This is a genomic window from Kitasatospora sp. NPDC058162, assembly GCF_042884005.1.
Taxonomy (GTDB): Bacteria; Actinomycetota; Actinomycetes; order Streptomycetales; family Streptomycetaceae; genus Kitasatospora.
The window spans coordinates 527,170-540,489 of the sequence record NZ_JBHVUS010000002.1 but is presented as its reverse complement, the minus strand read 5'-3'; the positions used below and the strand labels follow the sequence as shown (position 1 = coordinate 540,489).

The following is a 13,320-nucleotide window of genomic DNA, read 5'->3' as shown; positions in this document are numbered from 1 at the left end:
TCACCGCGCCGCGGCTCCCACGCCCCCCGGAACCGCGATCCCCGCTCCCGCGACCCCCAGTCGACCCTGGTCCGCGGCGACTCCCCGGTCCACCCCCGGCCCCGGTCCCCCTCGGCCGGACCGGAGCCCTCCGTTGCGCCCATCGCGGCGTTCCCCTCCCCGCTCCCCGGGGCCGGTGCGAAGGCCGTGACCACGGGCGCACCGGTGCCGGGTGGTGATTTTGACGCGCCATCATCCCGCATACCGGGCAGGGCCGCAGGGCGCTTTCCGGAACGGTTCCGCAACCCTTGCCCCAACCCGTGCCGCAGCCGTTGACGGAACCGTTGCCGGGACCCCTGCCGGGGCGGGGACCGGGGCGGGGACGGGAGCGGGGCCGGGGCGGGGGTCACCCCTCCTCGACCGGGCGCCCCTCCGGCTCCTCGACGATCCGGCGGTCGATCTCGGCGGGCCGCACCGGGCGGCCGAAGTGCCAGCCCTGCGCCCAGTCGCAGCCCATCTCGCGCAGCCGCTCGGCGTCCTTGCGGGTCTCCACGCCCTCGGCGGTGACGTTCAGGCCGAGCGCGTGCGACATCGACACCAGGCCGCTGACGATCCGCCACCCGGTGGCGCCGTCCTTCGCCGGGTCGTGCAGGTCGCCGACGAAGGAGCCGGCGATCTTGAGCCCGGAGACCGGCAGGTCGCGCAGGTAGGCGAGGTTGGACCAGCCGGTGCCGAAGTCGTCCACCGCCAGCGACACACCGAGGTCGACCAGCCCGTGCAGGGTACGCAGCGCCTCGTCCTCGGGGCCGACCACGGTCGACTCGGTGATCTCCAACTGCAGCCGGGCCGGGTCCAGTCCGGTGTTGTCCAGGATCCGGCTGAGGTCGGTGACCAGCGCGGCGCTGCGCGCCTGCCGCACCGCCAGGTTGACGTTCAGCTGCGGCGCGGCGTCGCCGTAGTGCTTGATCCAGTCCGCGGCCTGGCCGCAGGCCTGCTCCAGCACCCAGCGGCCGAGCGGCATGATCAGCCCGGTCTCCTCGGCGGTGGTGACGAACTCGTCCGGGCCGAGCACGCCGAGCTGCGGGTGGCGCCAGCGCACCAGCGCCTCCACGGCGGCCATCCGGCCGTCGGCGAGGCGGTAGAGCGGCTGGTAGTCGATGAAGAACTCGCCGCGGTCCAGGGCGGCCGGCATCCGGACCGAGACCGCGTAGCGGCTGACCGCGCGGGCGTTCTCCTTGGGGTCGAACAGCGTCCAGCGGCCGCGGCCGGCCTCCTTGGCGCGGTACAGCGTCAGGTCGGCGGCCCGGACGGCGGCGCCGGGGGTGGTGGTGGACACCCGCCGCTCCAGCACGCCGACGCTGGCGCCGACGGCGAGCTTGTGGTCGCCGATCAGCACCGGCCCGGCCAGCGCCCCCAGCACGGTCTTGGCGGCGGCCACCGCCTCCTGCTCGCCGCGGCAGTGCTCCAGCAGCACGACGAACTCGTCACCGCCGAGCCGGGCGACCAGGTGGCCGAGCGGGGTGAGGGCGGCCTTCAGCCGGGCGGCGACGGCGGACAGCAGCTGGTCGCCCATGTCGTGCCCGAGGCTGTCGTTGACCACCTTGAAGCCGTCGAGGTCGACGTAGCAGAGGCCGAAGCGGGCGCCGGGCTCCGGATCCTCGAAGAGCTTCTCCAGCCGCTCGAAGAAGGCCGCGCGGTTGGGCAGGCCGGTCAGCGGGTCGTGGGTGGCCTGGTGGCGCAGCCGCTCCTGGAGCCGGTAGCGGTCGGTGACGTCCTCCAGCATCGCGACCTGGTACTGCGGGGTGCCGTCGTCGTCGCGGATCAGCGAGACGGTCAGGTGGGTCCAGACCACCTCGCCGTCCTGGCGGTAGTACGGCTTGTCGAACTGGAAGTACTCCCGCTTGCCGCTGATCAGCTCCTCGTACGCCTCCCAGACGCCGGGGGTGTCCTCGGGGTGGACGAGGTCGTCGACCCGGCGCCCGACCATGTCCTCCGGCCCCGCCCCGAACAGTTCCTGCACGGCCTTGTTGACCGCCAGGATGTTGCCGTCGGTGTCGCCGATGGCGATGCCGATCGCGGCGCTCTCGAACAGGGCGCGGAACCGGGCCTCGGAGGCGCGCAGGGCGCGTTCGGCCTCCAGGCGGGCGGCGTCGGCGGCGGTGCGGATGGCCTCCTGCTCGCGCAGCGTGCGCTCGCGCAGGGCGTTCGCCCAGCCGGCCGCGAAGGCGCCGGTGAGGGCGGGGCCGCGGCCGTCGTGGACCGGCTGGGCCTGGAGCAGCTCGACGGCGCGAGCGAGCAGGACGGGGTCGGTGAAGTGCCCGTCGACCAGTTCGGCGCCGGCCTGGGCGGCCAGCCGGGGCTCGAAGGGGTCGTCCTGCTGGGCCCGGTGCAGCAGCGCGGCGGTGCGCGCGGCCAGTCGGCCGAGCAGGCCGGGGTGGACGGCGATGCCGTGGTCGGCGGACAGCAGCCGGGACCAGTCCTCGTGGAACCGCTCGGCGGCGCCGCCCGCCGGGGTGGGGCCGTCGGCCGGGGTGGGACCGTCCGCCGGGGTGGGACCGTCGGCCGGGATCCCGCCGTCCGCCGGGGCCGCGCCGCTCATCGGACCACCCCGGTCCCGGCCGCCCCGGTCCCGGCCGCCGCGCGGGGCGTGCGGCCGTCGGTTGCTCTCGCGTCGCGACCGCTCAAGGGCGGAACCCCACGCCCGCCACCCCGGCGATCCGCTCGGGGTGCTCGCCGACCGTGCCCGGCTGGTCGGGGCGCCACTGCGGCAGGTGGACCACGCCCGGCTCGACCAGCTCGAAGCCGTCGAACATCGCGGTGACCTGCTCACGGGTGCGCATGGTCAGCGGGGTCGGGGTCATCCGGTAGAGCTCCTGGTGGTTCTCGGCCTGGTCCGGACGGGCCTCCAGGGAGGCGTGCGAGAGGACCAGCGCGCTGCCGGCCGGGAGGCGGTCGCGGACCGTGGCGATCAGCTTCCAGGGGTCCTCGTCGTCGCTGACGAAGTGGGCGACGGCCACCAGCAGGACGGCCACCGGCTCGCCCCCGGCCAGCAGTGCGGCCACCTCGGGGCGGTCCAGCAGGTCCTCGCCGTCGCGCAGGTCGGCCTGGACGACGGCGCTGCGCGGGTCGTCCTGGAGCAGCAGGCGGCTGTGCGCGACGGCGACCGGGTCGCGGTCGACGTAGACGACCTCGGTCCCGGGGCGGATGGCCCGGGCGATCTCGTGCACGGCGCCGAAGGTCGGGATGCCGGAGCCGATGTCCAGGAAGCGGGTGACGCCCTGCTCGGCGAGGTAGGTCACGGCGCGGCGCAGGAAGGCCCGGTTGGAGCGCATGATCTGGGGCAGCTCGGGCCACATGGCCATCGCCCTGCGGGCCATCTCCCGGTCGACCTCGAAGTTGTGGGAGCCCCCGAGGTAGTAGTCGTAGACCCGTGCGGCGTTCGGTTTGTCCAGGTCCGTACCTTCCGGTACCCAGCTCGGTCGCCGCATGCCTGTGACTCCTTCACTCCGGTTCCGGGGGCGCAGCGCCTGGGGCGACTGCTGTGACTGATGAGACTACAAGCACACAAGATCCTCCCCCGCACCCCGAACGGGTGCAAGCGGAGTGCTCCCCTCCTCACGAATGGCACTCTTTGCCCGGTATTTGCCGGGCGTTCGATCCCGAGCGGGGTCGACCGGGCGGCGGGATCCGGACGGCTGCCGCCAACTCGACGGCGAGCCAGTCCCGTTCACCCCTCGGGCGACGGGCGCCCCACTAGGGTGGACGCGTGGATCCCAACCACTACCGCTTCCGGGGCGTGTGGCGGCTCGCGGCACCCGCCCCGGCGGTGTACGCGGCCCTGGAGGACGTCCGGAGCTACCCGCTGTGGTGGCCGGAGGTCCTCGAGGTCCGGGAGACCGGCGCACGGAGCGGCCAGGCGGTGGTCCGGGCACTGCTGCCGTACCGGCTGGTGATCGACCTGGAGGCGCGACGGCAGGACCCGGCGGCCGGAGTGCTGGAGGCGACGATGCGGGGCGACCTCGACGGGTGGTCGCGGTTCACCGTCACGGCGGACGGCCCGGGCGGCACGCGGTGCCGGGTGCTCTTCGAGGAGGACGCCCGGCCCGGCAAGCCCCTGCTGCGGCGCCTGGCCCTGCCGCTGCACCTGCTGTTCCGGGCGAACCACGCGGTGATGATGCACCGGGGACGCCGTGGGCTGGCGGCGTACCTGACGGGCGGAGGCGGCGAAGACGGCGGCGACGACGACGACGAACGAGGAACGGCGAACAGATGACAGAAAACAGATTTCAGCGAACAGATAACAACTTTCGAAATCTGTCAGCTGTCAGTTGTTCGCCGGGCTCCGGCCCGGGCTCCAGCCCGGCCCCGGCCCCGGACCCCGCCCCCGCCCCGGACTTCGGCTTCGACGCCCCCTTCGACCGCACCGGCACCGGCAGCAGCAAGTGGGCCCGAGCCACCGCCCCCGGGGTCATCCCGATGGGCCTGGCGGACATGGACCTCCCCGGCCCGCCCGCCGTCGCCGAGGCCCTGGAGCGGCGCGCCCGCCACCGGGCCTACGGGTACACCGTCTGCGACCCGGCCGGGCGGACCCTGGTCGCCGACTGGTACCGCGCCCGGCACGGCGCCGAGGTGGACCCGGACTGGGTCCTGCTGCTCCCCTGCGGCCCCCGCACCGCCCTGCGCCTGCTCCTGGAGACCGTACGGCCGCAGGCCCCCGTCCTCTTCCCCACCCCCGAGTGGGGCGGCTTCGCCCAGCTCTGCCGCGCCATGCGCCTCGCCCACCACGAGCTGCCGCTGCACCTCGCCCCGGGCGGCTACCGACTGCCGCGCGGCCCGCTCCCCCGCCCGGCCTCCGCCGTACTGCTGAGCAACCCGCACAACCCCTCCGGCCGGGTCTGGCCGACCGGCACCGTGCGCGGTCTCGCCTCCTGGGCGGCGGAGAGCGGTGCGCTGCTGGTCTCCGACGAGGTGCACGGCGACCTCACCCACCCCGGCCGGGCCCACCCCGTCGCCGTGACCACCGCCGATCCGGCGGACCGCCCCTCCGTCGTCACCCTGAACTCCGTCGGCAAGACCTTCAACTGCTCCGGCATTCCCAGCAGTTTCGCCCTCGTCCCGGACCCCGGGCTGCGCGCCCGGCTCACCGACACCCTGGCCGGCTACGGCCTCTGGGAGGGCGGCCTGCTGGAGCAGACCGTGCAGCGGGCCGCGCTGGGCGAGGGCGGCCTGTGGCTGGACGCGCTGCTCGCCCACCTCGCCGCCGCCCGCACCCGGCTCACCGACCGGCTCGGCCCCGCCGTCCGCTCCGCCCCGCAGGCCTCGTACCTGCTCTGGCTGGACGCCGCCGCCCTCGGCCTGCCGCCGGAGGACGCCCGCGCGGCGCTGCTGGAGCGCTGCGGCCTGGAGGCCTCCGACGGCGCCGACTTCGGTCCGGGCGGCGCCGGTTCGCTGCGCCTCAACTACGCCCTGCCGGGCCCGCTGCTGGACACCGTCCTGGCGCGACTGGACCGCCTGGACCGCCCGTGACCGGGGCACGTGCCCGGGTCGGCCGCCGTGTGCCGAACCGCCCCGCAAAGCCCGCATTCACCCTTTCGCCACGCCCCTGACCTGCGGAAACGAACATTCACGCGATATTTGCGAAGCGCCTCCGCATGCTCCGTAGCAGACTGGGCAAAGTAGACCGGGCCGCAATCGTGATCCCGAGGATGGTGAGTCCGGTGATACCGATATCCCGCACCACTCCGCCCGACCGGCAGAGCGCAGCACCGCCCCCGACGGGGGTGACCCCGTTGACCGAATCGGGGGCGCGCAGCCACGTGTCGGGCGTCTGTTTCAAGATCGGACCGCCCCGCCTGGTGGGGGTCGAGGTCGAGTGGTTCGTCCACGACGACCGATGTCCCGGTCGGCCGGTCGCCCCGGAACTGCTCCACGCCGCACTGCGATCGCTGCCCCTGGGCGGCGCCGACGGCACCTCGCTCCCCTCCGGTTCGCGCCTCACGCTCGAACCCGGCGGACAGGTAGAGCTCAGCTCCCCGCCCGCCACCGGCCTAGTGGCCTGCGTCGAGGACACCCGACGCGATCTGACCGCCCTGCGGGCCGCCTTCGCGGCACAGGGCCTGCGCCTCACCGGCACCGGGACGGACCCGCTCGCCCGCCCCCGGCAGATGGTGCTGGACCACCCCCGTTACCTCGCGATGGAGCGCTTCTTCGACTCGGCCGGGCCCTGGGGCCGGGTCATGATGACCGGCACCGCCTCGGTCCAGGTGTGCCTGGACGCCGGTGACGCGGCCGGTCCGCACGCGGTCGAGCGGCGCTGGCAGCTGGTCCACCGGCTGGGCCCGGTGCTGGTCGCCGCCTTCGCCAACTCCCCGCTCCTGGACGGGAAGCCGACCGGCCACCGGTCCACCCGGCAGACCGTGTGGTCCCGGATGGACCCGACCCGCACCCTCGCCCCCGAGCCGGACCACGGCGACCCGCGCGAGGCCTGGGCCCAGTACGTGCTGGATGCCCAAGTCCTGTGCGTGCAGAGACCGGAAGGGCTGCCCTGGACGGCCCCGGCCGGCCTGACCTTCCGGGACTGGACCCGCGGCGCGGGTGAACGCCCGCCCACGCTGGCTGACTTGGACTACCACTGCACCACCCTGTTCCCCCCGGTGCGCCCGCGCGGCCACCTGGAGCTGCGGATGATCGACGCCCAGCCCGGCGACGGCTGGGTGGTGCCCACCGCCCTGGTCACCGCACTGCTGGACGACCCGGTGGCCGCCGACACCGCGCTGGCCGCGCTGGAGCCGCTCGACTGCGCCTCGGGCCCGCGCCCGCCGCGCAGCGGGGTCTGGCGCCGCGCCGCCACCCTGGGCGTCGCCGATCCCGAGCTGCGCCGCGCCGCCCTCACCTGCTTCGCCGTCGCCGACGCCGCGCTGGGCCGCCTGCCCGGCGCCGGGCGACTGCGCGCCGCCGTCGCCGAGTTCGCCGAGCGCTACCCCGCGCGCGGCCGCTGCCCGGCCGACGACCAGCTGGACGCCCTGCGCTCCGGCACCCGACGCACTCCCCCGGAGGAGGCATCATGACCGACGTCCGACCGCCCACCCACCCCGGACCGGGCACCGCCGCCCCCGGAACCGGCACCGCCACCCTCGGAACGGGCACCGCCGCCCCGGCGGCCGGGACCGAGGCGCTGCGCGAGAGCATCGCCGCCGAGCTGCTGGCCGCCCGCGCCCGGACCGCCGCGCTGACCGACTGCGTCGAGGACGCCGACCTCACCGCCCAGCACTCCCCGCTGATGTCGCCCCTGGTCTGGGACCTCGCGCACATCGGCAACCAGGAGGAGCTCTGGCTGCTGCGCAACGTCGGCGGCCGGGACCCGATGCACCCCGAGATCGACCCGCTGTACGACGCGTTCCAGCACCCCCGGGCGGAGCGCCCCGGCCTGCCGCTGCTGCCGCCCGCCGAGGCCCGCGCGTACGCCCACGAGGTGCGCGGCCGGGTGCTGGACCTGCTGGCCGCCAGCCCGTTGGAGGGCGCTCCGCTGCTGGACGCCGGGTTCGCCTTCGGGATGATCGCCCAGCACGAACAGCAGCACGACGAAACGATGCTGATCACCCATCAGCTCCGCCGGGGCGAGCCCGCCCTGGCCGCTCCCCCACCGCCGCCCGCACCCGCCGACGCGGCCGCCCTGCCCGCCGAAGTCCTCGTCCCCGCGGGCCCGTTCACCATGGGCACGGACACCGAGCCGTGGGCGCTGGACAACGAGCGCCCGGCGCACCGGGTCGATCTGCCGGCCTACTTCCTGGACACCACCCCGGTCACCAACGCCGCCTACCAGCGCTTCATCGCGGACGGCGGCTACGACGAACCGCACTGGTGGACCCCGGAGGGCTGGGCGCACCGCCTGCGCGCGGGCCTGACCGCCCCGCTGTTCTGGGAGCGGCAGGACGGCCAGTGGCTGCGCCGCCGCTTCGGCGCGGTCGAGCCCGTCCCACCGGACGAGCCGGTGCTGCACGTCAGTTGGTACGAGGCGGACGCGTACGCCCGCTGGGCCGGGCGGCGGCTGCCGACCGAGGCCGAGTGGGAGAAGGCGGCCCGGCACGACCCGGCCACCGGCCGCTCGCGCCGCTACCCCTGGGGCGACGGCCCGCCCGGCCCCGAACACGCCAACCTCGGCCAGCGGCACCTGCGCCCGGCCGCCGCCGGCAGCTACCCGGAGGGCCAGTCCCCGTACGGCGTCCGCCAGTTGATGGGCGATGTGTGGGAGTGGACGGCCAGCGACTTCCACTCCTACCCGGGGTTCCGGGCCTGGCCGTACCGGGAGTACTCGGAGGTGTTCTTCGGGCCCGAGTACAAGGTGCTGCGCGGCGGCTGCTTCGCGGTGGCGCCGGTCGCCTGCCGGGGCACCTTCCGCAACTGGGACTACCCCGTGCGGCGGCAGATCTTCTCCGGCTTCCGCACCGCCCGCAGCCCGGAACTCGACGCCCGCGACCCGCAGCACGACGCCCGCGGCCCGGAGCGCGATCGGGAGGGGCTCTGATGTGCCGTCATATCGCCTATCTCGGTGAGCCGGTGGCGCCGCAGGAGCTGCTGGTGCACCCGCCGTACGCGCTGCACCGGCAGTCCTGGGCGCCCCGCACCCAGCGGCACGGGACGGTCAACGTGGACGGCTTCGGCCTCGGCTGGTACGCGGACGGCGACGAGCTGCCCGCCCGCTACCGCCGGGCCGGGCCGATCTGGGCGGACGCGACCTTCGCCGACCTCGCCCGGGTGATCCGCACCCGGGCACTGCTGGCGGCGGTCCGCTCCGCCACCGAGGGCTGCGCGGCGGGCGCGGCCGCGGCCGCGCCGTTCGCCGCCGGGCGCTGGCTGTTCAGCCACAACGGCGCGGTGGCCGGCTGGCCCGGCAAGCTGGACGCGCTCGCCGCCCTGCTGCCGCCCGCCGAGCTGCTGGAGCTGGAGGCGCGGACCGACTCGGCCCTGCTGTGGGCCCTCACCCTGCACCGGCTGCGCCGCGGCGAGGGCCTCGGCGAGGCGCTCGCGGGCACGGTGGCGGACGTCGCCGCGCACACCACCGGGCGGCTCAACCTGCTGCTCACCGACGGCACCGCGATCGCCGCGACCGCCTGGGGCGACACCCTGCACCACCGGAGCCTGCCCGACCTCGGCACGGTGGTGGCCTCCGAGCCGTACGACGACGGTCCGGGCTGGACTCCCGTCCCGGAGGGCTCCCTGCTGCTGGCCGACGCCGGGGGCGTCGCCGTCCGGCAGCTCCCCAGCCACTACTGACCCTCCACCCTCCCTTCATCTTCTGAACAGAGGAACCACCCTGTCATGGACACATTCGATCTCACCCGACTGCTGCCCGCCGACCACTTCAGCACCGCGCTGCACCACGACGTGCGGCACGGACTGACCGCCGACCCGAAGTGGCTGCCGCCGAAGTGGTTCTACGACGCACGGGGCAGCGAGCTGTTCGAGGAGATCACCCGGCTGCCCGAGTACTACCCGACCCGCGCCGAACGGGCCATCCTCGCCGCCCGGGCCGGCGACATCGCCGCCGCCACCCGCGCCCGCACCCTGGTCGAGCTGGGCTCCGGCTCCTCCGAGAAGACCCGGCTGCTGCTGGACGCGCTGCGCTCGACCGGCGACCTGGAGACGTACGTCCCGGTGGACGTCAGCGAGAGCGCGCTGGTCGCGGCCGGCACCGCGCTCGCCGCCGAGTACCCCGGACTGGCCGTGCACGGCGTGCTGGCCGACTTCACCGCCCGCCTCGGCCTGCCCCCGGACGGCGGCCCCCGCCTGGTCGCCTTCCTCGGCGGCACCCTCGGCAACCTGCTGCCGAAGGAGCGCGCCGCCTTCCTGCGCGGCCTGCGCGCCGCCCTCGACCCGGGCGACTTCCTGCTGCTCGGCACCGACCTGGTCAAGGACCCGGCGGTGCTGGTCGCCGCGTACGACGACGGCGCCGGGGTGACCGCCGAGTTCAACCGCAACGTGCTCAACGTGCTCAACCGCGAGCTGGGCGCCGACTTCGACCCGGAGGCCTTCGAGCACGTCGCGCTCTGGGACCCGGAGCAGGAGTGGATCGAGATGCGGCTGCGCTCGCTGCGGACCCAGACCGTGAAGATCCCGGCCCTGGACCTGCCGGTGCACTTCGACCGGGGCGAGGAGCTGCGCACCGAGGTGTCGGCCAAGTTCCGCCGGGAGCGGGTGACCGGGGAGCTGGCCGCGGCCGGGCTGCGGCTGACCCACTGGTGGACGGACCCCGAGGGCCGGTTCGGGCTCTCGCTGTCCGCCCCGGCCTGAGCCGGGCGCCCACAGCGGAACGGGCGGAGCGCCGGGAAGGCCCAATTTGCTTGTTCACCTTACGAATTCTCAGAGCAAGGCTTGGGCCTCCCCGCTTACAAGGCTTGAATGAATAAGGGTTACGATCTCGGCTACCGAGCTCAGCGTTGAGTACCAGGAGTCAAGATCGTGAGCGTCACCCAGAAGCCCTCCGGGGCGGCCGAGGCCACCGCGCCCGGCCGCCTCGGCTTCGTCGTCTTCATCACCGCCGCCGCTGCTCTCGGCGGCTTCCTGTTCGGCTACGACAGCTCCGTGATCAACGGCGCCGTCTCCGGCATCCAGGGGAAGTTCGGGGTCGGCAGCGGCGAGACGGGCCTGATCGTCTCCTCCGCGCTGCTGGGCTCGGCGGTCGGCGCCGCGCTGGCCGGCCGGTTCGCCGACCGGTACGGCCGGATCAAGGTGATGAAGGCGGGCGCGCTGCTGTTCGCGGTCAGCGCGGTCGGCTCGATGCTGCCGTTCTCCCCCTGGGACCTCGCCGCGTGGCGCGTCCTCGGCGGCGCCGCCATCGGCATCGCCTCGGTGATCGCCCCGACCTACATCGCCGAGGTCGCGCCGACCAAGTACCGCGGCCGACTGGCCTCCTTCCAGCAGGCCGCGATCGTGCTCGGCATCGCGATATCCCAGCTGGTCAACTGGGTGCTGGCGGACGCCGCCGGCGGCGACACCCGCGGTCGGCTGCTCGGCCTGGAGGCCTGGCAGTGGATGCTCGGCATCTGCGTCGTCCCGGCCGCGGTCTACTTCGTGCTCGCCTCGGTGATCCCCGAGTCCCCGCGCTACCTGATCCAGGCCGAGCGCCTGGACGACGCCCGCAAGGTGCTGGCCGAGGTCGAGGGCGAGGGCATCGACACCGACGCCCGGATCGCCGAGGTCCAGTCGCTGATCGCCTCCGACCACCGCCCGCGCTTCCGCGACCTGCTCGGCGGCCGCTTCGGCCTGCTCCCGATCGTCTGGGTCGGCATCGGGCTGTCGGTCTTCCAGCAGCTGGTCGGCATCAACGTGATCTTCTACTACTCGTCGATCCTGTGGCAGTCGGTCGGCATCGACCAGAGCAACTCGCTGCTGATCAGCTTCATCGGCTCGGTCATCAACATCCTCGGCACCGTGATCGCGATCCTGCTGGTCGACCGGATCGGCCGCAAGCCGCTCGCCCTGATCGGCTCGGCCGGCATGGCCGTCACCCTCGCCGCCGCCGGCTGGGCGTTCTCCTCCGCGACCGGTTCCGGCGACAACGTCACGCTGCCCGACCTCCAGGGCACCGTCGCGCTGATCTCCGCCAACGCCTTCGTGCTGTTCTTCGCGATGTCCTGGGGCGTGGTCGTCTGGGTGATGCTCGGCGAGATGTTCCCGAACCGGATCCGCGCCGCCGCGCTCTCCGTCGCCGCCTCCGCGCAGTGGGTCGCCAACTGGGTGATCACCGTGTCGTTCCCGTCGCTCTCGCGCTGGAACCTCTCCGCGACCTACCTGGTGTACGCGGCCTTCGCGGCCCTGTCGCTGGTCTTCGTGGCGAAGTACATGAAGGAGACCAAGGGCGTCCGCCTGGAGGACATGGGCTGACCGAGGCCCGCGCCCACCGGTCGTACAGTCCGACCTTCGGCCCCCGCACCCTAGCGCGCTGAGCGCGGGTGCGGGGGCCGAATCGTTCACTCTCTGCGCCGAACCGGGCACCTCCGGTACTCCTGTTCGCCAGGAGGGATGTGTCCTTGATCTTCAACCGGCTCCGTACCCGCAGAACCGCCACCGCCCCGAGCGGCGGCTGTCCGTACGCCCACGCCCACACCCATGCCCAGGCACCGGGCGCGTTCCCGCAGACCGTTCCGGCGTCCGCGCAGACCGTTCCGGCCTCGGTGCAGACCGTTCCGACGTCCGCGCAGACCGTTGCGACGCCCACCGCACGGCAACCGGCGGACCTTCAACTGCCCCCCGCACCACCGCCGTTCACCGATCCCGAGCAGGCCGTCGAGTTCATCCGCCAGTTCCACCGCGAGCAGCCCGCCGCCGGTGACCCGGAGCCGAGGCTGCGCGCAGTCCGGGAGGAGATCGACCGCACCGGCAGCTACCACCACACCCCCGCCGAACTCGCCCACGGCGCCAAGCTCGCCTGGCGCAACGCCGCCCGCTGCATCGGCCGGCTGTACTGGCGCAGCCTGGTGGTCCGCGACCTGCGCCACCTGTCCGCCCCCGACGACATCGCCGCCGAGTGCTTCGAGCACCTGCGACTGGCGGGCAACGGCGGCCGGATCCGCCCGGTGGTCTCGGTGTTCGCCCCCGACCGCCCGGGCCGCCCGGCCCCGCGGATCCTCAACCAGCAGCTGGTCCGCTACGCCGGGCACCGGGTCGACGGCGCCGTGGTCGGCGACCCGGCCGGCACGGTGCTCACCGACCGGGCCCGCGAGCTCGGCTGGAAGTGCGCCGAGGACCGCTTCGAGGTGCTGCCGCTGCTGATCCAGGAGCGCCCGGACGAGCGTCCGCACTGGTACGGGCTGCCGGACGACACCACCCTGGAGGTGCCGCTGAGCCACCCCGAGCACGCCTGGTTCGCCGAACTCGGGCTGCGCTGGTACGCGGTGCCCGCGATCAGCGACATGACCCTGGAGATCGGCGGGGTCCGCTACCCCACCGCGCCGTTCAACGGCTGGTACATGGGCACCGAGATCGGCGCCCGCAACCTCGCCGACGCCGACCGCTACGACATGCTCGGGACGGTCGCCGAGCGGCTGGGCCTGGACACCTCCAGCGACCGCACGCTCTGGCGCGACCGCGCCCTGGTCGAGCTCAACCTCGCGGTGCTGCACTCCTTCCAGGAGGCCGGGGTGACGATCGCCGACCACCACACCGAGTCGGAGCGCTTCCTCAAGCACGTGGCCCAGGAGAAGCGGCTCGGCCGCCCGACCCCGGCGGACTGGAGCTGGATCGTGCCGCCGGTCTCCGGCGGGCTGACGCCGGTCTACCACCGGTACTACGACCCGGTGGACCCGGAGCAGCGGCCGGCCTTCCTGGCCCGCGAGCCCTGGC

Annotated in this window: 9 protein-coding genes and 1 pseudogene; 8 read left to right on the top strand and 2 right to left on the bottom strand. The window is 74.3% G+C overall.

Annotated elements, in window-relative coordinates; genetic code table 11:
• Positions 1 to 385 precede the first annotated feature (385 nt).
• Positions 386 to 2,578, bottom strand: a complete 2,193-nt coding sequence (locus tag ACFVXG_RS05905; protein WP_387924698.1) for a putative bifunctional diguanylate cyclase/phosphodiesterase — start codon at positions 2,576 to 2,578, stop codon at positions 386 to 388.
• An 82-nt stretch (positions 2,579 to 2,660) separates the two neighbouring features.
• Entirely contained in the window at positions 2,661 to 3,467 is an 807-nt protein-coding gene (locus ACFVXG_RS05900; protein WP_387924696.1) for an SAM-dependent methyltransferase, read from the bottom strand.
• A gap of 278 nt (positions 3,468 to 3,745) precedes the next feature.
• Between ACFVXG_RS05900 and ACFVXG_RS05895 the strand changes: the two genes are divergently transcribed.
• The 8 genes and pseudogenes from ACFVXG_RS05895 to ACFVXG_RS05860 form a co-directional block, all read left to right on the top strand.
• Entirely contained in the window at positions 3,746 to 4,252 is a 507-nt protein-coding gene (locus tag ACFVXG_RS05895) for an SRPBCC family protein (RefSeq protein WP_387924694.1), read from the top strand.
• Positions 4,249 to 5,505 (top strand): aminotransferase class I/II-fold pyridoxal phosphate-dependent enzyme, encoded by a 1,257-nt coding sequence (locus tag ACFVXG_RS05890; protein WP_387924692.1) that lies wholly within the window; start codon positions 4,249 to 4,251, stop codon positions 5,503 to 5,505. Before ACFVXG_RS05895 ends, ACFVXG_RS05890 begins: the two co-directional genes overlap by 4 nt.
• 254 nt (positions 5,506 to 5,759) lie before the next feature.
• On the top strand, positions 5,760 to 7,046 hold the full coding sequence (gene egtA, locus ACFVXG_RS05885; RefSeq protein WP_387924891.1) for an ergothioneine biosynthesis glutamate--cysteine ligase EgtA: 1,287 nt from the start codon (positions 5,760 to 5,762) through the stop codon (positions 7,044 to 7,046).
• Positions 7,043 to 8,503 carry an ergothioneine biosynthesis protein EgtB gene (gene egtB, locus ACFVXG_RS05880; RefSeq protein ID WP_387924691.1) on the top strand — a complete coding sequence of 487 codons (1,461 nt, stop codon included), beginning with the start codon at positions 7,043 to 7,045 and terminating at the stop codon, positions 8,501 to 8,503. Before egtA ends, egtB begins: the two co-directional genes overlap by 4 nt.
• Positions 8,503 to 9,252, top strand: coding sequence for an ergothioneine biosynthesis protein EgtC (gene egtC, locus ACFVXG_RS05875; protein WP_387924689.1), 750 nt, complete (start codon positions 8,503 to 8,505; stop codon positions 9,250 to 9,252). The genes egtB and egtC overlap by 1 nt, the downstream gene beginning before the upstream one ends.
• A 45-nt stretch (positions 9,253 to 9,297) precedes the next feature.
• The gene (gene egtD / locus ACFVXG_RS05870) at positions 9,298 to 10,269 is read left to right on the top strand and encodes an L-histidine N(alpha)-methyltransferase (RefSeq protein ID WP_387924687.1); all 972 of its coding nucleotides are present in this window, start codon (positions 9,298 to 9,300) and stop codon (positions 10,267 to 10,269) included.
• A 168-nt stretch (positions 10,270 to 10,437) separates the two neighbouring features.
• Positions 10,438 to 11,862: a sugar porter family MFS transporter gene (locus tag ACFVXG_RS05865; RefSeq protein WP_387924686.1), complete on the top strand. Its 1,425-nt coding sequence runs from the start codon at positions 10,438 to 10,440 to the stop codon at positions 11,860 to 11,862.
• 359 nt (positions 11,863 to 12,221) lie between these two features.
• Positions 12,222 to 13,310 (top strand): annotated as a pseudogene (locus tag ACFVXG_RS05860) (nitric oxide synthase oxygenase); the annotation flags it as partial.
• Positions 13,311 to 13,320: the final 10 nt, after the last annotated feature.